Genomic DNA, 22005 nt, shown 5'->3' on the forward strand with positions numbered 1-22005 from the left:
ATCTCTATTAATTATGTTTTTTCTTTCGCATGATAACAAAATGCGTTAAACTTAGCATGAGCTAAATTTATACTATTGGAGGGTGACTCAAAATGGTTACTCGTAACAAAAAAATATTGATTATTACTGGTTCTTTTGGTAACGGACATTTACAGGTTACTCAAAGCGTAGTAAACCAATTCAACGAAATGAATCTAGACAATTTAACTGTCATTGAACATGATTTATTTTTAGAAGCTCACCCAATTTTGACTTCTATATGTAAAAAGTGGTATATCAATAGCTTTAAGTACTTCAGAAATATGTACAAGTCTTTTTACTATAGTAAACCTGACCAAATAGACAAATGTTTCTACAAATATTATGGTTTGAATAAATTAATTAATTTATTACTAAAAGAAAAGCCAGATTTAATTCTACTTACCTTCCCTACGCCAGTGATGTCTGTATTAACTGAGCAATTTGATATGAATATTCCCATTGCCACAGTTATGACAGATTATAGATTACAAAAGAATTGGGTTACACCACATTCTCAACGATATTATTTGGCAACTGAGGAATTAAAAGATGAATTTGCTGAATTAGGCATTCCAAGAAATCAATTAAAGGTTACAGGCATTCCAATTTCTGATAAATTCGAACAAGATATCGACCAATCTGCATGGTTACGTCAAAATAATTTGAATCCTGACAAACCAACAATCCTTATGTCAGCAGGTGCTTTTGGTGTTTCTAAAGGATTCGATCAAATGATTAGCGATATTTTGACTAAAAGTCCACACTCGCAAGTCGTCATGGTTTGTGGTAAAAACAAAGATTTGAAGCGCACATTATCTAGCCAATTTAAAAATTATGATAACGTACTGATTTTAGGTTATACAAAACAAATGAATGAATGGATGGCTTCAAGTCAGTTGATGATAACAAAACCAGGTGGCATCACTATTTCTGAAGCACTAACGCGACAAATACCAATGATTTTCTTAGATCCTGCGCCAGGACAAGAGTTAGAAAACGCGCTCTATTTTGAAGAAAAAGGTTATGGTACAATCGCTTATTCACCCGATGAAGCTATACAACAAGTAGCCTCATTAACAAATCATCCAACTTCACTAGTGGAAATGTCTGAAGCAATGAGTGAATCGCGCATTCCATATTCAACATATAAATTATGCAAAGATTTGTTAGAACTTCTAGACCATTCGACACGTTATGAAGAAGTTTATGGAAAGGTTCCTTTATATGCAAAGCTCTTCGTTAAATAATACTAACTACAATTCAAGCACAAATTTTATTATTATGTTGATTATTTTATTTTTAATGGAGTTTGCTAGAGGTATGTATGTATTGAGTTACTTAGCCTTACTTCCAACGGCAACTTCTATTGCGGTAGGTGTTACATCTATCGCTATTTCTATTCACTTTATTGCTGATGCAACAACAAACTTTGTCATTGGTTTTTTACTTAAACGCTTAGGTACTAAACTTGTTTTAACACTTGGATTTTTATTAGCTTTTGGTAGTTTGTTTTTAGTCATTTGGTTTCCTACATCACCAATCGTATTAATCACAAGTGCGATATTACTAGGTATCGCAGTGAGTCCGATTTGGGTCATTATGCTTGCAAGTGTTGATGAAAATAACCGTGGTAAACAAATGGGATATGTCTATTTCTCTTGGCTACTAGGCTTATTAGTAGGGATGGTTGGAATGAACTTAATCTTTAAATTCCACCCAACACGCTTTGCGTTTATGATGTCATTAGTCGTACTGATTGCATGGATTTTATACTATTTCGTTAAAATCAGGCTGACTAACTACAATACAAGACCTGTAAAGCAACAATTAGGACAAATTGTAAACGTGACCAAACGTCATCTCATTCTATTTCCAGGTATTTTATTACAAGGTGCTTCAATCACCGCCTTAGTCCCGATATTACCTACATATGCGACAAAAGTTGTCGGCGTTTCAACCGTTGAATATACAATAGCAATTATCATTGGTGGTATAGGTTGTGCCATTTCTATGCTATTTTTATCTAAAATTATAGATAAAAATGGAACATTATTTATGTACAGTATCATTTTTGGTGGTTTTGTCTTATACACTATAATGATATTTGCTTTATCTATTATTACAGATATTAAACTAGTCTGGGGCTTAGCATTATTTATTGGCCTAATGTATGGTATCTTATTACCTGCATGGAATACTTTTATGGCAAGTCATATTCATATGGATGAACAAGAAGAGACTTGGGGTGTGTTCAATAGTGTTCAAGGTTTCGGGTCTATGATTGGTCCACTCGTAGGTGGTTTAATTACAGAATTCTCTAAATCTGTTAATAATACATTTTATTTTTCAGCATTAGTGTTCTTATTTTTAGCAATTTTTTATGGCTTGTATTTTATTAAAAATAAAAAACAACACAATCACAGTTAAGTATATGAGTACGTTTCAACATACAAAAGCGTCGCTATCATTTTAGAAATTATCTAAAAATATGATAGCGACGCTTTTAAAGTTTCAATATTATCATCGATTAAAATGATGACTTTATATAAAAAAATTATGCAAAATTAAAATTCTCTAATACTTTCCATTTTTCTGCACTTTCATCATAGTAAACTAAAGAAAGTTGCTCAATTGCTTCTTTATAGTCAATACCCGCTAAGTTCAATTGACCAAAAATGTCTTCGAACTCTTGACTAGTCAAGCCTTGTGCAATTGTAAAACGTGGTACAAATGGATGTTCTGGACGACCATAAAAATCACCACTATTGAATTGATTAAATAATTTTTCTAAATTGTCCGTTTTGGCAACTTTAAAATAAATTACATTTGTAATTGGCGCAAAGTTTGATGCCTTTGTCGCGTGTACTTCAATCGGTGGTATCCCCTCGATTCTTGATTTGATTGTCTCTTTGACAGCGTCAAGATCACCTTCGTTTATTTTAAAATGCTCTTTAATCGTAATGTGTGGCATAATCGTTGCATAGTGAGCATCATAACGTTTACGGTATGCATTTACTTCATCTTGAAACGCTTTTGACGGAATTAATGCTAATCCTAAAATCATTTAAATTCCTCCTTTGTTTAACATAACTACATTATATCAAATTTCACAAAAATTCGTTACTTTTAACTAAATTTCCTACAGATAATTAAAAAGAAATATTATCTGATAAAAAATATTTTAATAAATCATCTAGTAAATGTTTCCAAGATTTCCATCTATGTCCCCCATCAAACTCTGCATAGTGATAAGTAATATCACTATTTTCGATAATCGATTTCAACTGGCGATTAGGTGTTAAAAAATCCGCTTGCTTTCCGGTCGTTGGTAAAGCAAAGTCTTTTTCTTCTAATCCAACTGTATGCCAAATCGTCAATTGTTCTTGAAATTGACATCGTTCAATTAATGTTTGTATTACCTCATCATGTTGAGGACTCAATAGACCTACTTGGCTAAAAATTCTTGGATAGGATAAGGCTGTGATCAAAGCTGCACTCCCTGCTAAACTATCACCTAAAATAACTCTGCCATTTCCTACTTTATATGTTGGGAATTGAGCGTCTATAAACGGTAAAATTTCATTCGCCATACATTTTACAGTTAGTGCTGTTTTTGCTCCTTGAGGATGAAATTCTGCTCTTCTTTTTTCAACATCTTCATAATGAAAACCCACAAAGATTGCTCTTTCTACTTCATTTGCTTCCCATAATTTTTCATACGTTCTGTGTATTCTACCAAAGCTAAAAAAATCCAAACCATCAAAACAAAAGACGACCTTGTATTTAAATAATTCTGTGAAATCTTTAGGTAAATAAATAGAAAGTGTGATGTCTCTATCTAATATGTCGCTTGAAAAATTAATTTTATTAATTCGTCCTGCTTGAAAATTGTCCATAAAATAATGCGCCCCCTCATAGTCTTAATGACATTGTATCAAGAGACGCAATATTTTAAAATAACTCCTTTTTATTTAGCAAAGTAAGATATTATTTTTTAATCGTTAATATTCTCTTTTTTAAGGCGTTCAGGATAATCTTTTAGCCAAAAAACAGCATTGGGTACTTTTTCTGGGTCTGGTTTATAAATCGCTTTTCTACCAGATCCTAAACGCTTTTTCTGCAATTCATAATCTTTCAATGCGTTTATAGCTGGTTTGTGTAATAGCCAAATCGCTATGATATTAAGCCAGGCCATCATGCCTACACCTAAATCTCCCATTAACCATGCTATATCTGCCGTTTTCACTGCGCCATAAACTGTTGCTAATATCAATACAATACGAGTTATATTGATAAATATAAAGGAAGTTCTATAATTTGCAGTTCTCGTTAAGTATGCAATATTGGTTTCTGCAATATAGTAATAAGCCAATATAGTAGTAAAAGCAAAGAAAAATAATGCAATTGCTATAAAGTAAGATCCGAATCCAGAGAATGATGGATCAAAATGATAACTTCCGCCTTGTAAAGCCTTATCTATACCTGCTTGAGCATACATTGCTGTACCAGAATAATCTTTATCTCCATTTGACATTTCAACAAAGATACCATTATCTTTAATCAAACTCGCTTTATCACTAGGTGTATTGCCACCATCCGTTACATTATATGTACCAGAAAGCAAGATGATTAGTGCGGTTGCAGTACAGACGAATAAAGTATCAACGTAAACTGAAAACGCTTGCACCAAACCTTGTTTTGCTGGATGTGACACCTCTGCTGCCGCGGCTGCATGTGGCCCAGTACCTTGACCAGCCTCATTTGAATAAAGACCTCTTTTGACTCCTATTTCAATCATTGCACCTACAATCCCACCAAATGCTGCTTGCATGCCAAATGCAGATTTGAAAATTAATGCAAACAATGCAGGAACCGCTTCAATATTAAGTATAATGATAATAACCGCCATTAATATATAAAACACTGCCATAAATGGTACAACTGCTGTCGCTGCATTAGCAATCCATTTGATTCCCCCAAAAATAATTAATCCGATAATGATTGCTAAAAATATGGCTACAACCCATGGATTTAATTGAAACGCATTTTTCATAGAACTGGATATAGCATTGGATTGAACACCTGGCAATAATAATCCGACTGAAATTACAGTGACAATTGCAAAGATCAATCCATATACTTTGCCCAGTTTACCCTTTATACCATATTCAATATAAAATGCTGGTCCACCTCTATATTGTCCCTTCTCTTCTCGTTTATATATTTGTCCTAGTGTCGATTCTATAAAGGCGCTACTTGCTCCTAAAAATGCTGTAGCCCACATCCAAAATACGGCGCCTGGTCCACCAATAAATATTGCTGTCGATACACCTACAATATTACCAGTACCTACACGACCTGCTAACGATAAGGCGATTGCTTGAAAACTTGAAATACCAGTTGGTGACTTTTCCCCTTGAAACATAAGTCGAATCATTTCTTTAAAGTGTCTGACTTGGAAAAATTTCATAAATAGTGAAAACAATATACCAGTGATTAACAAACCATAAACTAATGGTTTGCTCCATACTATGTCATAAAGCCAAGTTAAAAAACCTTCTATCATAACGTATCCCCCTTGTTATACCATTAAAGAAAATGATATTTTTTAATATTATACACATATGTTATGTTCCGCGCAACGCATTATATAAGTTATTATTTTCACAATTTATATAATGTGTTATGAATTTTTTATATAAATAACATTAATATATTTAATACTTATATTATCTTATAACGTACTACTTATTATTGAATATCCATTGTTACTTACCTGAAATTGCAGTCAACCACACGGTGCGACTAAGTACAAACTTTCACAAATTTACCTTTTGTTCTATCTTTTTTTAAGATATACTGAATTATAAATTCAAATAAAGTTTTATAGGAGGAACCATTCTATGCTTAACAAAGTATGGTTTAGAACAGGTATCGCTTTATTAATCCTGTTTTTACTAATCAAATTGATTATGGAAGTACATAGTATTTTCACACCATTCATTATTATCCTTCAATCTGTGTTACTGCCATTATTATTGAGTGGCTTTTTGTTTTACATTTGTTTGCCTTTTCAAAAAATACTTGAAAAGAATCATGTGCCACGCTGGGGCAGCATTACTCTAATCTTTATAGGCTTAATCATAATTATTAGTATTGTTATTGGGGTATTAGCTCCGTTAATTGCAGAACAAATTGAAAACTTAGTAACTCAAATACCTGCATTACAACATGAAGTCCAAAACATCATTAATTTTGCTCTAGATCAAATGGAAAGATTGCCTAATGATGTAACAGATCGCATTAATAAAATGGTACAATCTATCAGCGACAGTACTGCTGATATTTTATCTAACTCTTTAGGTTACTTAACATCATTTATTTCAACACTTTTCTTACTGATAATGGTTCCGTTCTTTTTAATTTATATGTTAAAAGATCATGAACGTTTTATCCCTTTCATCGCAAGACTATTTAAAGGAGACAGAAAAGTTTTCACTGTAGAATTATTGAAAGATTTAAATGAAACTGTTAAATCCTATATTCAAGGCCAAGTTACAGTAAGTATCATTCTTGGAATTATCTTATACATTGGTTATTCAATTGTAGGACTTAACTACACATTATTACTCGTTATGTTTGCATGTGTAGCAAATATGATACCGTTCTTAGGTCCTTGGATGGCATTTGCACCCGCTGCAGTCATTGCAATTATTCAAAGCCCTACAACATTTATATGGGTATGTATTATCACGCTGATTGCACAACAATTAGAAGGTAATGTGATTACACCTAACGTAATGGGTAAATCACTTAGTATTCATCCTTTAACAATTATTGTAGTGATATTAGCTGCAGGTAATCTTGGCGGTTTCGGTCTAATCTTAATAGCTGTTCCATTATATGCTGTCATTAAAACCGTTGTCAGAAACGTATTCCGTTATAGACAAGAAATTATTGCAAAAGCCAATAGTGACGTCAAAGAATGATATAAAACAAAAAGACTATTCGTTTCAGTTGTTGAAACGAATAGTCTTTTTATATGTTAATAATTAAATATCTTTAATTATTTAACGATATGATAACCACTGTCTACATGGATATTTTCGCCTGTAACTCCACTTGAAAAATCACTCAATAAGTAAGCTGCAGTTTTACCTACTTCTTCTTGATCTACATTACGTTTTAATGGCGCACGTTCTTCAATTTCTTTCATGATTGTGTTAAAACCACCAACACCTTTAGCGCTAAGTGTACGAATTGGACCAGCTGAAATCGCATTGACACGGATATTATCTTCACCCAAATCTAATGCTAAATAACGTACATTTGCTTCTAAACTCGCTTTAGCTACACCCATCACATTGTAATTTTGCACAGCATACTCGCCACCTAAATAAGTAGTAGCAACAATACTACCACCCTCAGGCATGATTTTTTTTGCTTCTCTAGCAACAATTGTTAATGAATATGAACTAATGTCTTGTGCCAATAAGAAGCCATCACGAGATGTATCTGAAAAACGACCTCTTAAATCTTCCATGTTAGCAAAAGCAATCGAATGATAAACACCGTCAATGTTACCTACTTCTTCTCCAATTTTTGCAAAACCATTGATAACATCTTCGTCTTTTTGTACGTCTATTTGATACATTCTAATTGTTTGTTGATCTAACTGTTCAACAAGTTTTTCCATTTCTTTTTTACTACGTTCTTTACGATATGTAAAAACTAAATTCGCACCTAATTTGTCTAATACTTTAGCTACACCAAAACCGATACTACGTTTATTAGCAATACCCATAATGACGAATGTTTTATTTTCTAAATTTAACATGAAAATAACTCCTTTTTTAAATTTTCATTGTAAATTGGTTCGAGATGTTATAATCATACTTCCTATCACTTTGCTCGATGCCAATTCTAACAAACTTTATTTTAACATTGGTTTCATTGTTTAAACAATTCATTTTACATTCTATAAACGAATTCATCGTTTTTTGCTTTCTTTCGAGTTGAAATTTTGACCAACGCTTCATTCAATTAATCAGTACTAACAGCTTAAAGTAGCTTGCATATCGTTCTTTCACTATCTATTAATACATATTTTAGGACTTCAATATTATCCTAGATACAGATGTTAATAATAAAATTCTAATTCACGTTTTAACTCATCAACATATTCTTTAGATCCCGTTACAATAACACGGTCTTTATAGCGTAATTGAGTATCACCATGTGGTACAATCGATTCATTATTTCTAATGATTCTCACAAATATGATATCCCCATCAAACGGGAAATTACGTAATTGAATTTGATCATATTTATGATTTAGCATTGCAATTTCATATAAAGATGTTTCCACATTACTTAAAAGATTAAGCATATTTGGTGTTTCTATTAAACCTTTCAAGAGTATCTTATTACTCATAAAGCCACTAAATACTTCTATACCTTCACTTTGTAAACCTTCATCACCAGTACTCGCTTCTAACCTACATATAACTCGATTTACACCATGGCTTTTGGCCATTAAAGCCACTTTTCTATTAATATCGTCATCATTTGTAGAACAAACAACAATATCTCTTTCAAATAAACCTAAGCGTTCTAATAATGGTTCTTCATAATCTGCAATTTCAATCATCGAAATTGCATCCGATAATTTACGCTTATCACTTAAATCATTTCTATAATATAACGAAACTTGATAAAGCTGTGATGTTAAATTCTGAGCAATTGGTATGGTTAATTGGTTTTTACCTATTAAACTCACTTCAATCTGTCTTGTTGCTTCATCAGGCATCGGGAACATTTTCTTAAATATAATTGGTACAAAAACACATGTAATAACTGCACTTAATATTAAAATACCTGATATTTCAGATGATATTGTTCCAAGTTTTTCAGCAATTTTTGCAGAAGCAATAACCAACGATAAAGTTGACGTTAGCAAGAAAGCTGAAGAAATTGTTGTTTTCATATCAAACCATCGACGTATATAAAATACTGGTATTAATTTAGATATTAAAAAGGCCAATATTAAAAATGGAATGATAAGTAATAATGAAGGCTCTTTTATTAACATTGGTATATTTAAATCTACACCAACCATGATAAAGAATATTGGAATAAAGAATCCGTAACCAAAGGAATCTAATTTCTCTACCATATCCTCATCAGGACCCAGTAAAGAAACAATCACGCCGGCTAAGAAAGCGCCTAGAATATTTTCTGCACCAACGCCTTCCGCCAAAGCAACTAGCATGATAATTAACGCAAATACCGCACGTATACCAATTTGTGTTGTACCATCCATCAGTTTTTGCAAGAATTGTGCTTTCTTAAATAATCCACCTAGGAAATAAAAAACAAGCGCAAATACTACTAAACTACCTATTAACCAAAGTGATGTGCCACCTGAAGCGTGTAGTGTTCCGTACGCAGTTAATAATATCATTGTCACTAAGTCAGCTAATACTGCTACTAATAATATGAATTGTCCGATAGTTGTACGCATAATATTCATTTCTTTTAGTGTAGGTACTACAACACCTAATGAAATAGTAGAAATAATAATAATCATTAATAAAACATCATCAATTAAACCAAACCATTTAAATGCATATGCAAATACAATTGAAATAACCATTATAAATAAAAATACAGTAAGTGCTAATTGTAAATGACCGGGTTCTTTACTTTTTTCATTATCTTCTAATGCGCCTTTGTCTTTTTTAAATGCTTTAAAATCAATTTCTAAACCACTCAAAAACATTAAGAATATAAAGCCTAATGTAGATAAAATATTTAACATAGCATCACGTTCTACTATGTTTAAAAAAGAGTGCCCAATAAGAATACCCATTAATATTTCTGCTACAACAACAGGCAAGAATGTAATTCGCAATCTATTGATTAGTATCGGTGTAAGGAATGCTGCCATTACAACGACAACAAGTGATAAAAATTCCATGTAACCCCCTATAATAAGTAAGACATGAATGAAGTTGCTAATCCGAAGTAAATCAACATACTCACAATATCATTGATCGTAGTAATAAATGGACCACTAGCAACTGCAGGGTCAATTTTTAGTTTATTCATAACTAATGGAATCATTGATCCCACTAATGTACCTACTGTCATAGCAATTGTTAAACTGCTTGCCACGATCGTAGCTAAAATTGGCTGTCCATAAAGCACCATTATAATAATAAACAGCAATATAGCACAAATCAAACCACTTAAAAAACCGCTACCTGCTTCTCTCAATGCGACTTTAAAATTACTTTGTTCGTCAATTTCACCAGTTGAAATATTACGTACTGATACGGCAAGTGATTGTGTCCCAGAATTACCAGACATACCACTAATAATTGGAATAAATGCTGCCAATAATGACACTTGTGCTAAAGTATCCTCAAATGATCCAAGTATCGTGGCTGTGATCATTCCTAAAAACGTTAAAATAATTAGCCATGGCAAACGTTTCTTAGCAGTTTTAATGACTGAATCATTGGTTGCATCAACATCAGATACCCCGGCTAAACGAGAGTAGTCTTCACTCGCTTCTTCATCCATAACATCTAAGATATCATCGATTGTAATAATACCTAATAAGTGATCTTGATAATCGACAACTGGCATAGCGATAAAATCATAATCACGCATTTTCTGCGCAACATCTTCTTGGTCATCAGCAGCATTAGCACTAATCACACGTTCGCTCATTATGTCTTCTATATAAGCATCATTTTCTGCTACGATTAAATCTCTTAGTGATAAAACCCCAGCTAATTGTTTATGCTCATTCACTGCAAATATGACATAAATTGTCTCAGCATCTGGCGCTTGTTCTTTAACATGCATTAAAGCTTCTTTCACTGGCATTGTTGATTTTAAAGAAATATATTCCGTCGTCATGATACCGCCAGCAGTATCCTCTTCGTAATGTAATAATGCTTTAATTTCTTTTGCATCTTCACGGTTCATCAGTGTCAACAAGCTAACAATTTTCTGTTTAGATAATTGATTCATAATGTCTACTGCGTTATCGTATGACATATTTTCTAACACTTTGCTAGCATATGTAGCATCCATAGTATCGAACAGCGCTTCATACGCTTCTTCATCAATTTCTAATTGTTCAAAGAAATCTGCTACTTCTTCAGGGGACAATACTTCAAACATTTTTTGTCTAATATCTTCATCGCTGTCTTCAAAGTATTCACTTTGTTCATATGTGTGCATCGCTAAGAATTCTTCTCTAAATTCACCAATATGATTTTCATGCAGTAATTTATCTAGCATTTCTTGATCATATACTTGCTCATCTTCTAAAACGATTTGGTCTTTTTCATTTGCCAAAAGTCCCACCTCCATAGTTACTCAAATTATATCATATTAAATATGTTTTCTATTGCATCATATTTATCTTGTATTTCAATCTTTTGATCATAGATTGGATGTATAAAAGATATTTTAAAACATCGTAACAACTGATGTTTAAAATACGAATGTTCTCCTCCATATAAATCATCACCCACAATAGGATGTCCTATATGCTGAAGATGGACGCGAATTTGATGTGTCCGGCCTGTTAATAAAGTAACTTCACATAAACTGTAATTATTTTTATGGTCTAAGCATCTATATTTTGTTTTTGCTTGTTTACCATTTGAATTGACTTGTCTTGTAATAATACTAGCAGGATCTCGAGCAATAGGTGCATCTATGATTCCCTGTGATTGCAATTCACCATAGCATACGCATAAATAGGTTTTATCAATATGTACGTTTGACATCAGATGATGTAAAAAACCATGTTTAGCAATCACAACAATACCTGAAGTATTTCGGTCAATCCTAGTGACAATATGCGGTACGATGTTTTGTCCTGATTGTTTAAAATAACCTAGAACTTGTTCAGCTAAACTAAAATGTTTATGTTCCCTTGATGGTGCGCAGTTTTGAAAAGCTTTTTTAGAAACGATTAATAAGTATGCATCTTCATATAAAATATTTAAAGGCTTATTGAATGGGATTAAATTATTACTAGCTGTCTCGTAACCTAAATGTACCTCCACTATATCGCCGTTCTGTAATTGCTTACGCACAGTTTCTGCTTGTCCATTAACAATTAAAGCGCCATTATGCTTAATGGCGCTAATTGTATTCTTAGAATACCCTTGCTCCTGTAAAAAAGTTCTTAGCATTTGAGGGTCTCTAATCATATACGTAAATTGCATTATTCATCGTCTCCACTTGAAATAAAGGAATCATGTACTCTTTTCCAAAATGGAAATGGTCTAAACCTAGCAAATCTAATTTTTTCATTTGCCACTCTAAATTGAATTGCATTAACATTTTTATGTTTTATGCTGACGTGATCTATGGTCGTTAAAATCTTATCATGATTCACTGGTGTAATCAGACATGTATGATGTTTGGGCAATACTAATGGTGACCCAACCGTTCTGAATACTCTATTATTAATAGAAGCGATTTCGGCGATTTGCATCGCTTCCAAAGAAGGATGTATTAACGCACCACCCAACGCCTTATTATATGCAGTAGAACCTGATGGTGTTGACACACACAGTCCATCTCCTCTAAAGCGTTCAAATTGGTTTCCTCTAATATTCACATCCACAACAAGTGTAGAACCATTTTCAGTTTTCATCGTCGCCTCATTTAATGCTAAGTATCTCGTCTCATATCCATTATCGTTATAACGCACTATAATTTCTAATAGTGGATATTCTATAACTTGGAATTCTGAATTATTAATTTCAATAATCAATTTCTCTACTTCATGTGGCAACCAATCTGCATAGAACCCTAAATGTCCAGTATGTATCCCTACAAATGCGCACCTCGATAACATGTGACTATACTGATGGAAAGCCTGTAATAAAGTACCATCTCCACCAACTGATATGACTATTTCAGGATTTTCCGTATCTTCAACCATTTCAAAATCTTTCATGTGATTAATCATCTTATGCTTTAAAGCGTTCGACTTTGAATCACCTTTAGATAAAATTGTATAGCGCATGATTGCACCTCCTAGTCATTATCATGCTTTTTAGCACGTTTTTTGGAATAGTATTTTTGAGCTTCTTGAATTTCCTCTTTAATTTCTGACATTTCTTCATCAAGTAAAAACGCTGCTTCAGCCGCACGTTCTAGTCGGTGCTGAATTTCTGGCGGATAATCTCCATCATATTTATACCGCAAAGTATGCTCGATTGTTGCCCAAAAATTCATGGCTAATGTTCTGATTTGAATTTCTGCTAAAATTGATTTTTCACCTTTAAGTGTTTCGATTGGATATTCAATAATTACATGATATGAACGATATCCACTTTGTTTTGTATTACTGATATAATCGCGTTCTTCTACTACTTTAAAATCTTGACGTTGTCTCAAGAGATTGACCACAATATCGATATCATCGACGAATTGACACATTAATCTCAAACCTGCTATATCATACATTTCTTCATGTAATCGATCAAATGAGATTTGTCTTTTATTTGCTTTATCAATAATGCTAGTCATAGGTTTAACACGACCCGTCACAAATTCAATCGGTGAAGCATTATCTTCTACATCATATTGTTTTCTAAGCCCTTTTAATTTTACTTTTAATTCATCAACTGCTTGTCTATATGGAGATAAAAACTGATCCCATTGATTCATTGTGCTTCACTCCGCTTCACTCTAATTCGAAAGTAACTTCCACAACAGAAACAAACTCCTTACCATAGTTTGAATTACCTTGAATATTTTCTAATATATAATTAAATTCTCTATCGAATTGTTTTAGTTCTAAATGATCATTAACGATAATCTTTTTATTTTTATTTTCATGTAGCATAGACCAGGTTTCTTGAACAAAAATCAAATATGAATACGACTGGCCGTCATCTAAGATATATGCAAAGCTATAATTATCACTATCAACAAGCATTTGTCCTGCTTCTTGTAAGCCTTCTGTAGATTGTTCTGTATAACACTTTAAACTATCTTCTGTTACTTTAATTTCATTCACATAAATACGCATGCTTGTTCCTCCTTATTCTTCATTATTTTAACATAATTAAGACGTACATAACACGTTACATGACTATTATTATGTCATCAATTGACTTAACGTAAATATAATAATTTTCAGTGTATAATGCAATCTAATTTAAATTAACTTACAAGTCCTTTAAAATGAATTATCATATATATATTTAAGGAGTGTAACGCGTGGCAACTAATAATGAAATTGAATTTAAACAGTTATTGTCTGAAGACGATTATCAAACTATATACAACACCTATTTTTTAAATATCAAACCATTTAGTCAAACTAATTATTACATCGACACATTAAATTTCGATTTAAAATCTCATCAATCAGCTTTGAGAATTCGCGTTAAAGATGATGCATACGAAATGACGTTAAAAGTACCAGCTGAAATTGGTTTGATGGAGTATAATTTCGATACAATCGTTGAACCAAAACTAAACAAGCACATCAAAAGTCAGGATCTGCCCCAAGATATTTTAAACCAACTCCTAAAGATGGACGTAGATATTGATGCATTAATCGTATTAGGAGACCTAACTACCGAACGTATAGAAAAAGAAATTAACGGAAATCTACTTGTTTTAGATAAAAATTATTACTTGGATTTCCAGGACTTTGAACTTGAATATGAAGTAAATGATTATAATGAAGGATTAGTTCAATTTAAATCGATTCTTAATCAATTTAATATCAATCATGAAATTCCAAACAATAAAGTCCAAAGATTTTTCAATCGCAAACGTAAATTAAACAACAGTTAATTGCGCACAATATTAAGAAGTCGAATTACTTCCAAATGTAAAAATTCATGTTATATTAGTATTATATTAATAGGATATGGTGATACTATGACTCAAACACCTTACGAGGTTATCGGACAAGACGCCTTATTTAAAATGATTGACCATTTTTATGATATGGTTAAACGTGATGATAGAATCAATCATTTGTTTCCTGGAGATTTTGAAGAAACAAGCAGAAAACAAAAACAATTCTTAACACAATTTTTAGGTGGACCTCAACTGTATACAGAAGAACATGGTCATCCTATGTTAAAAAAAAGACACTTGGAATTTGTAATAACAACATACGAACGTGACGCATGGCTTGAAAATATGTATAAAGCTATTCAACAAGCAGATTTTTCTGCAGGCGTCGGGGATTATTTATATGAACGATTACGTTTAACAGCGAATCACATGGTTAATTCCGAAAATTAATTGTAGGTGAAAAAACATGGCTGAAGAATTAAAATTGATAAATGCTAATAGTCGTGAAGATGCAAATCTTTCACCTTTGAGTAAGATTGAAATTTATTCCTTTTTCGATCCATTCAGTAAAGAGTGCTTTAAATTGTCTGCGATACTTTCAAAATTACGACTTGAGTATAAACAATATATAAGTATTAGACATATTTTAAACCCTTCTTTACGCGTACTAACAAAATGCCAAGCACAAAGTACATCAAATTTAGATAATATTGCACTTGCCTATAAGGCCGCCGAACTCCAAGGTCGATTACGGGCGGAGCGTTTTATCCATCTTGTTCAAAATGAAATAATACCAAAACGAGATATTATCACTGAAGAGATGGTCAATAATTGTATAAGTAATGCTGGCCTTGATTATGAAGTCTTTAAAGAAGACTTACATAAAAGTGCTTTAAGGGAAAGCTTACAAGTTGACTTGCATATCGCTCGAGAAATGGAAATTGAAGAAGCACCTTCTCTTGTATTCTTTAATGAAGATATTCATGAAGAAGGTTTAAAAGTCGAAGGCTTGTACCCTTATCACATATATACGTACATCATAAACGAACTGATTGGTTCACCGATTGAAAAAGAACTCCCACCAAGTTTGGAAACTTACATCTATCAACAACAATTAGTAACCAAAGAAGAATTACTGACTATTTATGAATGGCCTGAAAAATTATTGAATAAAGAGCTGAAAAAATTAGCATTACAGCAAAAAATAGAAAAACTTAGCTCACCAGAAGGTAAATTTTGGAAGTCAAAAGTTTGAAATATTAATTTTGTTCATATCTATATCAATATACTGCACCATAAAACGTAGTATATTTTATGGTTAAAAACTTGTGACATACAACATGCTTACTTTCCGAACCAAAAGCTAAAAGCATAAGTCAAAATAAAATGACTTTAAAACATTTTATATAGGTTAATGATTTAGCTAGAAAATGTTTCATAAACTTATAAAAGTTAAATAAATATTTTGAATATACGCTAATATCATTGTAGATAGAATTACAAAATTTCATAAAAGTAAAGAAATGCCAACTTCTATATGAGGACTAAAGAAGTTGGCGTTTTTTATTTATTATTCCTAGTTATGATCACTCAATCACTTTTTTGTATAATATATACCTGCAATTACTTGCTTAGTAGTTACTAATAGTTAATCATTATTTTCAATATACATTCATGTTTTATATAAAATTCAAGTCAAAATATATGCTGAAATATCTGAATAGTTATTCAATTTCTTATACATATAAAAGTCTTTAAATTTGAACATAAAAAAACGCCGTGTCTGATTACACGGCGCTAAACAAAGGGGATGGGAGAAATTTTTCACTTCAAACAAAGGGGTATGTTTGTTATGTGATTAATTTCATGTATATAATATAACACGGTGTTATATACCCTTGCAACCTTTAAAATTAAATAAATCTCCTTTGTCACAAACTTGTCATATTGTAAACGAATACATTCATACTAAGCTTTCATTAACTTTTCAAAAGCGTCTAATTTTTGTTCGAACACTTGGCAAGCTTGTTCAATTGGTTCTGGTGTTGTCATATCTACACCTGCGTTTTTTAAGATTTCAATAGGATAATTTGAACTACCTTTTTTCAAGAATTCATTGATATATCGCTCAACAGCAGGTTTACCTTCTGTTAAAATTTGATGACTTAAACTTTGAGCTGCACTGTATCCGGTTGCATATTGATACACATAATAATTCATATAAAAGTGTGGTATTCTAGACCATTCTTTACTAATATTTTCATCTGTTTCAACAGAATCTCCAAAATATTTTCTGTTGAGCGCTGCGTATTCTTCATTCATACGGTTAGCTGTTAATGGTTCTCCTGCTTCTTCTATTTGGTGGATTTTATGTTCAAACTCTGCGAACATTGTTTGTCTAAATAGTGTTGCACGGAAACGTTCAAGTTCTTGGTTTAATAGTAATAATCTGCGCTTGTCATCTAAATGTTTATCCATATAATCACTTAATAGTGCTTCATTACAAGTCGATGCAACTTCTGCAACGAAAATAGTGTAATCACTTAAATTAGATGGTTGATTTTGACGACTAAAGTAGCTATGTGCTGAATGACCAAATTCATGTACTAAAGTATACAAATCAGAAACAGTATTTGACCAATTTAGTAAAATAAACGGATTTGTTAAGTGTGCACCTGATGAATAACCTCCAGAGCGTTTACCTTTATTTTCAAAGACATCTACCCATCGATGATTCAATCCTTCTTCTACAACTTTCATATATTCTTCACCCATCGGTTGTAATGCTTTCAACATCCAATCTTTAGCCTCTTCGTATGGCATTTCAAATTTAATATCTTTAACAAGTGGTGTGTATACATCATACATTTTCATGTCATCTAAGCCCAATAGTTCTTTACGCAATTTAGTATAGCGATGAAGTAAAGGTAAGTATTTATGAACTGTTTTCACTAAATTATCATATACAGCTTCTGGAATGTGATTATTACTTAACGCTGCTTCTCTTGCTGTTTTATAGTTATGTGTTCTAGCGTTAAAAACATTTTTCTTAACTTCTCCAGCGAGCGTCGCACTTAGTGTATTATTATAAGCACCGTATGCTTTATATAAATTTTCATAAGCAGATTGACGTAATACGCGATCATCTGATTCCAGACATTTAATGAATGTTCCTTGTGTTAATGAATGTCGTTGGCCTTCACTATCTATCGCATCTTCAAATTCTAAATCCGCATTACTAAACATGCCATACACATTGTCAGGTGTAGACAATGCATCTTGTGCTTCAGTTAGTAATCTTTCTTTATCTGCACTCAATACATGCGGTCTTTTTTCATTAATTAATTTTAAATCAAATTTGTAACGTTCCAAATCATCATTTTCATCAATAAATTTTTGTATCGTTGCTTCATCTATTTGTAGAATTTCTGGCACTAAGAAACTCCATGCTGAGCTGAATTTTATAATTAATTGATGTGCTCTAGATTCATAACCTGTGTATTTATCATTCGCTGTATCTTGATCTTGTTTTAAATGTGCATATACATATACTTTTTCCAACTTAGAACCTAATTCATCTTCTAGTGCTAATGCATTATATAGTGTAGATGAGCTATCAGCTAAGTGACCGACATATTGTTGTTCTTTGCCGATATTATTTTCTACTTCTTTAAATGCATCTTCAAAAGCATTATCAGATTCAAAAATGGTAGATAAATCCCAAGTATATTCTGGATATTTACGTTCTTGCTCTTCTCTTGTTAATTGTTGTGTCATAATATCTAGTAAACCTCCTATAAAGTCTATTAGTATAATTTTCTCATGTCATGATTATTTTTGCACGCTATAACACCCATGATTATTATAGAATTGTTTGAACTTTTGAACAACGCTATGGCTTATTTGCGTTTTATCTATTTCAACATTATAAAAATGATTTAATTCTATCAGTTGTTTAAATCGTGTCATGTTAAAAGTGTGTGTACGCCACAAATATATAAGTTGTAATTGCCAATACACAGGATGTGACTTAATATAAATTTGTTCTGGGTAAATTATACCTATATATTTTTTTACCCATGCATCCGTTAATTTTAAATTATACATCACACTTAAACTTGGTTCTAAAACTGAGTGTGTTTTACGGCAGTTTCTCAAATAAGTGCTTATAGCAATTTTGGATAATTTTAAGGGCTGTGTTGGCGCATGTATAAACACGCTCTATTTGAATTTGATTAATTAATTGTGCAAATGTCATACAATGCCTTTTGGCAATAAATTGTTGCCCTCCTAAAAAATTAATCACTTTATAACCAAAAAGCATTTTATGTGTTGTATCCCACGATAATAATAATCTATTATGAATGTTAATAAAATTTCTTTCGTATTTTGATAAATACAAAACACTATTACTTTTATTATATTTAACTTTTTTTGTTATCCAATACACTTTATACCCAGCATTTTGTAAAGTTTTACTGCGTTTTGAAATACATGCTGTCGTTACTTTTGAAAATTGTATTTCTAATACAATTTCATCATCAATGATTAAATCAGGATATTGGTAACTTTGTGGTACATAAGGTTCAATGTTAACTTTGTGATTTAAGCCTTTTAACTCTCGAGCAATATGGTATTTTAAATTAAAATGTTCTTGTGATTCATTTTTATGACAGTATGAACGATCATTACGGATATGCGCAAAATGAGGTGTATTGTATGTTCCTTTTTTTAATATCACTTTGCATTTACAAAATGGGCAACGATAATGCTTATTTTTTATCGCATCTTTTGCCCAAACGGCCTGATTTCGATTATTGTTCGCGTATAACATTTCTTCACCTCATTTAATTACACGTGAGAAGCCAACAAATTACTATACTTTATTTAGAAATCACCTTGTTAATACATAAAGAATCTGAGACATAAATCCTAGAAAAATAGCACGCAGATGATTTAATTCAATTCATCTGCGCGCTTCTTTATTATTCAACACTTCGTATTGTTGACTTGCTTTCTTAGAAAACAGCTTCATACTGCAGTCTTCAGCTTATCCTGTTCATTCAGCACCTCACCAAAATACAACGTATTCATATGTCATTTCACATTAAAATACTTTAAAAACAACGTCTTATATCAACCAAAATGATGTTAATAATTATTCTACATGTAGACACCCAATCTGTATGCTCTAGTCGTACAATAGAAAAAGGTCAATAATGGTATCTGAATGATGTAGCTCTCACAGAATCAGATGCCTTACTTTAAAACAATACAGAAAAAGGCAATTTCTATATTATTTCAATAGAAATTGCCTTTTTCATTTGTCCAAGAACTTTATGTCCCAGACTGTCAGTTTCAAATTAATCTACTAATCAAATCATAATCATTGTTGATAATAATTTATATTAGTTTCTTTATCGTAGTTATTCTGTTGTATCAGGAAAATAACGACGTACTTGTGAAGCGACGTTATGACTCATAATAATTTTTGCGTAATCGTTTAAATATACTTCTGATTTATCAGTAGGATATGCGAACTCAAGTAATTGACTGTAACTATCGTTAATTGTTTCTTGTCCAACTGTTTCATCAAAGTGAACAGCGTAGTAATATACATTATTAAGACTATATAATAAATCTTCAAACTCATCTGTTCTTTGATTATTATGGTAAGCATAATCAATTACTTCTTCCAAGTCATTAAATCTAACTATAACAGTACGTGTATTTTGCGGCTTACGTTTGTTGCGTTCTTGATCTTGTTGTGTCTCTTTTTGTTGTTGTCGTTGTTCAAATAAATCCTCTAAACTATCATCTTGATCAAATGTTTGTGATAATAAATCATTAACTTGATGATCTAATTGGTCATTGTCTTCATCAGACATATTGATAAGATCTTCGTTTTTAGATTTAGAAATTGTTACTTCAACGCCCTTTTCAAAGGCATGTACTTGAATCCATAAAGGACCTTCAACAACAAAATCTTCTTCTTCATTGATTTCTTCCATCATGTTCCAAAAGAATTCTTCTCCACGTTTGCGATTAGTCCATAAATCTTCTCGTTTAAAACCTCTTGCTTCTATATCACTATATGTTATAAATAGTTTAACGGTAGTATCGTCAACTCGCTCTATTCTCATATCATCTCACTCCTTACAGTCGATGAATAGTAATCATTATTGTATTAGAACGTAGTAAGAATTACAATTAATTTGTTTGATTAATTTTTACTATTTTCTATTTGGTCTCTTATAATAACATATACCCTTATAAAAGGCCAAAAAACAGCACTTTTTATAGAGTGCTGTTTGAATTTAGTCAATAATTATTCACAATCGAATAATCGATTTGTTTGACGTAAGTATACATTTATCTGTTATGGTAAACACAACAAAACCACAAAGCAACATCACAATAACATTACTTTATGGCTTAATCGCTCTATTTATAAATTAATCAACCATACGTTGCGCTTCTTGCAATTGGAACGTACGTACTTTTCTAGGTAAAAAACGTCTGATTTCGTCTTCATTATAACCAACTTGTAAACGTTTATCATCTAAGATAATCGGACGTCTTAATAAACCTGGATTATCTTGGATAATTGAATATAAGTCTTGAAGTGGTAAAGCATCAATATCTACATTTAATTTTTGATAAGTTTTAGAACGAGTAGATATGATTTCGTCTGTTCCATCTTCAGTCATTTTTAAAATTTGTTTAATTTCATCAATTGTTAAGTGTTCTGAAAAAATGTTACGCTCCGTATACGGAATGTCATGTTCTTGTAACCATGCTTTCGCTTTACGGCAAGATGTGCAACTTGGTGAAGTAAATAATGTTACCATACATCTCACTCTCCTATTTTTCATGAATATAAATTCATTAGATTTCAATTTTTATATGATTAAGAAATTACAAAGTCATTTTTACCTCTCTTAACCTTACAATTAAAATATACCCTATCAACATTAAAATTAAATGAGAATTCTCTAATTTTTTTAAAAATTTTCAAATAAGCTTAATTCCCAATCAATTTAGTTAGAAATATTGATATGTATACAGTTTAACATAACTTACAAATGATTGAAATACTGTTATACTATTACTAAAGTAGATAAA

At 31.7% G+C, this 22005-nt stretch carries 20 protein-coding genes; 6 read left to right on the forward strand and 14 right to left on the reverse strand.

Annotation, left to right across the window (positions count from 1 at the left end; all coding sequences use genetic code 11):
* Positions 1–92 precede the first annotated feature (92 nt).
* Complete coding sequence (locus tag CD150_RS05050) at positions 93–1268, forward strand: diglucosyl diacylglycerol synthase (protein WP_046208073.1); 1176 nt, start codon at positions 93–95, stop codon at positions 1266–1268.
* Positions 1246–2448 carry a lipoteichoic acid biosynthesis MFS flippase LtaA gene (gene ltaA, locus CD150_RS05055; protein WP_073342591.1) on the forward strand — a complete coding sequence of 401 codons (1203 nt, stop codon included), beginning with the start codon at positions 1246–1248 and terminating at the stop codon, positions 2446–2448. Before CD150_RS05050 ends, ltaA begins: the two co-directional genes overlap by 23 nt.
* Positions 2449–2575: 127 nt before the next feature.
* Here ltaA and CD150_RS05060 read toward each other — a convergent pair whose 3' ends face one another.
* The 3 genes from CD150_RS05060 to CD150_RS05070 form a co-directional block, all read right to left on the reverse strand.
* Entirely contained in the window at positions 2576–3085 is a 510-nt protein-coding gene (locus tag CD150_RS05060) for a YjcG family protein (protein WP_103161402.1), read from the reverse strand.
* A gap of 85 nt (positions 3086–3170) precedes the next feature.
* On the reverse strand, positions 3171–3917 hold the full coding sequence (locus CD150_RS05065; protein ID WP_046208071.1) for an esterase family protein: 747 nt from the start codon (positions 3915–3917) through the stop codon (positions 3171–3173).
* Between the two features lie 98 nt (positions 3918–4015).
* Entirely contained in the window at positions 4016–5587 is a 1572-nt protein-coding gene (locus tag CD150_RS05070) for an alanine/glycine:cation symporter family protein (protein ID WP_073342597.1), read from the reverse strand.
* Positions 5588–5924: 337 nt separating this feature from the next.
* On the opposite strand from CD150_RS05070, the gene cozEa reads away from it, so the two are divergent.
* The gene (gene cozEa, locus CD150_RS05075; protein WP_064209421.1) at positions 5925–7010 is read left to right on the forward strand and encodes a lipoteichoic acid biosynthesis protein CozEa; all 1086 of its coding nucleotides are present in this window, start codon (positions 5925–5927) and stop codon (positions 7008–7010) included.
* Between the two features lie 77 nt (positions 7011–7087).
* Here cozEa and fabI read toward each other — a convergent pair whose 3' ends face one another.
* The 7 genes from fabI to CD150_RS05110 form a co-directional block, all read right to left on the reverse strand.
* Complete coding sequence (gene fabI / locus CD150_RS05080; RefSeq protein ID WP_046208068.1) at positions 7088–7858, reverse strand: enoyl-ACP reductase FabI; 771 nt, start codon at positions 7856–7858, stop codon at positions 7088–7090.
* A gap of 303 nt (positions 7859–8161) precedes the next feature.
* On the reverse strand, positions 8162–10000 hold the full coding sequence (locus CD150_RS05085) for a monovalent cation:proton antiporter family protein (RefSeq protein ID WP_064209422.1): 1839 nt from the start codon (positions 9998–10000) through the stop codon (positions 8162–8164).
* Positions 10001–10008: 8 nt separating this feature from the next.
* Positions 10009–11337: a magnesium transporter gene (mgtE, locus tag CD150_RS05090; RefSeq protein ID WP_151362710.1), complete on the reverse strand. Its 1329-nt coding sequence runs from the start codon at positions 11335–11337 to the stop codon at positions 10009–10011.
* 83 nt (positions 11338–11420) lie between these two features.
* Positions 11421–12275: an RluA family pseudouridine synthase gene (locus CD150_RS05095; protein WP_073342601.1), complete on the reverse strand. Its 855-nt coding sequence runs from the start codon at positions 12273–12275 to the stop codon at positions 11421–11423.
* The gene (locus tag CD150_RS05100; protein ID WP_019469071.1) at positions 12275–13084 is read right to left on the reverse strand and encodes an NAD kinase; all 810 of its coding nucleotides are present in this window, start codon (positions 13082–13084) and stop codon (positions 12275–12277) included. Before CD150_RS05100 ends, CD150_RS05095 begins: the two co-directional genes overlap by 1 nt.
* Before the next feature lie 11 nt (positions 13085–13095).
* Positions 13096–13731 (reverse strand): GTP diphosphokinase, encoded by a 636-nt coding sequence (gene yjbM / locus CD150_RS05105; protein WP_046208064.1) that lies wholly within the window; start codon positions 13729–13731, stop codon positions 13096–13098.
* A 16-nt stretch (positions 13732–13747) separates the two neighbouring features.
* Entirely contained in the window at positions 13748–14095 is a 348-nt protein-coding gene (locus CD150_RS05110; RefSeq protein ID WP_103161404.1) for a UPF0738 family protein, read from the reverse strand.
* 191 nt (positions 14096–14286) lie between these two features.
* Between CD150_RS05110 and CD150_RS05115 the strand changes: the two genes are divergently transcribed.
* From CD150_RS05115 to yjbH, 3 genes are all read left to right on the forward strand, one after another.
* Complete coding sequence (locus CD150_RS05115; RefSeq protein WP_073342605.1) at positions 14287–14871, forward strand: CYTH domain-containing protein; 585 nt, start codon at positions 14287–14289, stop codon at positions 14869–14871.
* Between the two features lie 87 nt (positions 14872–14958).
* The gene (locus CD150_RS05120) at positions 14959–15330 is read left to right on the forward strand and encodes a globin domain-containing protein (RefSeq protein WP_046208061.1); all 372 of its coding nucleotides are present in this window, start codon (positions 14959–14961) and stop codon (positions 15328–15330) included.
* 16 nt (positions 15331–15346) lie between these two features.
* A complete protein-coding gene (yjbH, locus tag CD150_RS05125) occupies positions 15347–16135 on the forward strand; it encodes a protease adaptor protein YjbH (RefSeq protein WP_046208060.1) in 789 nt (262 codons plus the stop codon).
* 713 nt (positions 16136–16848) lie between these two features.
* Here the strand turns inward: yjbH and pepF are convergent.
* The 4 genes from pepF to spxA form a co-directional block, all read right to left on the reverse strand.
* A complete protein-coding gene (pepF, locus tag CD150_RS05130; protein ID WP_064209426.1) occupies positions 16849–18657 on the reverse strand; it encodes an oligoendopeptidase F in 1809 nt (602 codons plus the stop codon).
* 364 nt (positions 18658–19021) lie between these two features.
* Positions 19022–19714, reverse strand: a complete 693-nt coding sequence (locus CD150_RS05140; RefSeq protein WP_103161406.1) for a competence protein CoiA — start codon at positions 19712–19714, stop codon at positions 19022–19024.
* Between the two features lie 592 nt (positions 19715–20306).
* Positions 20307–21023, reverse strand: coding sequence for an adaptor protein MecA (mecA, locus tag CD150_RS05145; RefSeq protein ID WP_046208057.1), 717 nt, complete (start codon positions 21021–21023; stop codon positions 20307–20309).
* A 312-nt stretch (positions 21024–21335) separates the two neighbouring features.
* Positions 21336–21731, reverse strand: coding sequence for a transcriptional regulator SpxA (gene spxA, locus CD150_RS05150; RefSeq protein ID WP_040030144.1), 396 nt, complete (start codon positions 21729–21731; stop codon positions 21336–21338).
* Positions 21732–22005: the final 274 nt, after the last annotated feature.

It is taken from the genome of Staphylococcus ureilyticus (genome assembly GCF_002902235.1).
Classification (GTDB): domain Bacteria; phylum Bacillota; class Bacilli; order Staphylococcales; family Staphylococcaceae; genus Staphylococcus; species Staphylococcus ureilyticus.

Coding starts and splice junctions, on each gene's coding strand:
- CD150_RS05070 (WP_073342597.1), bottom strand. CDS start 5,587: ATGATAGAAGGTTTTTTAACTTGGCTTTATGACATAGTATGGAGCAAA.
- pepF (WP_064209426.1), bottom strand. CDS start 18,657: ATGACACAACAATTAACAAGAGAAGAGCAAGAACGTAAATATCCAGAA.
- CD150_RS05095 (WP_073342601.1), bottom strand. CDS start 12,275: ATGCAATTTACGTATATGATTAGAGACCCTCAAATGCTAAGAACTTTT.
- fabI (WP_046208068.1), bottom strand. CDS start 7,858: ATGTTAAATTTAGAAAATAAAACATTCGTCATTATGGGTATTGCTAAT.
- CD150_RS05100 (WP_019469071.1), bottom strand. CDS start 13,084: ATGCGCTATACAATTTTATCTAAAGGTGATTCAAAGTCGAACGCTTTA.
- CD150_RS05120 (WP_046208061.1), top strand. CDS start 14,959: ATGACTCAAACACCTTACGAGGTTATCGGACAAGACGCCTTATTTAAA.
- ltaA (WP_073342591.1), top strand. CDS start 1,246: ATGCAAAGCTCTTCGTTAAATAATACTAACTACAATTCAAGCACAAAT.
- yjbH (WP_046208060.1), top strand. CDS start 15,347: ATGGCTGAAGAATTAAAATTGATAAATGCTAATAGTCGTGAAGATGCA.
- CD150_RS05085 (WP_064209422.1), bottom strand. CDS start 10,000: ATGGAATTTTTATCACTTGTTGTCGTTGTAATGGCAGCATTCCTTACA.
- mgtE (WP_151362710.1), bottom strand. CDS start 11,337: ATGCTAGATAAATTACTGCATGAAAATCATATTGGTGAATTTAGAGAA.
- CD150_RS05065 (WP_046208071.1), bottom strand. CDS start 3,917: ATGGACAATTTTCAAGCAGGACGAATTAATAAAATTAATTTTTCAAGC.
- CD150_RS05060 (WP_103161402.1), bottom strand. CDS start 3,085: ATGATTTTAGGATTAGCATTAATTCCGTCAAAAGCGTTTCAAGATGAA.
- CD150_RS05140 (WP_103161406.1), bottom strand. CDS start 19,714: ATGTTATACGCGAACAATAATCGAAATCAGGCCGTTTGGGCAAAAGAT.
- yjbM (WP_046208064.1), bottom strand. CDS start 13,731: ATGAATCAATGGGATCAGTTTTTATCTCCATATAGACAAGCAGTTGAT.
- spxA (WP_040030144.1), bottom strand. CDS start 21,731: ATGGTAACATTATTTACTTCACCAAGTTGCACATCTTGCCGTAAAGCG.
- CD150_RS05050 (WP_046208073.1), top strand. CDS start 93: ATGGTTACTCGTAACAAAAAAATATTGATTATTACTGGTTCTTTTGGT.
- CD150_RS05110 (WP_103161404.1), bottom strand. CDS start 14,095: ATGCGTATTTATGTGAATGAAATTAAAGTAACAGAAGATAGTTTAAAG.
- cozEa (WP_064209421.1), top strand. CDS start 5,925: ATGCTTAACAAAGTATGGTTTAGAACAGGTATCGCTTTATTAATCCTG.
- mecA (WP_046208057.1), bottom strand. CDS start 21,023: ATGAGAATAGAGCGAGTTGACGATACTACCGTTAAACTATTTATAACA.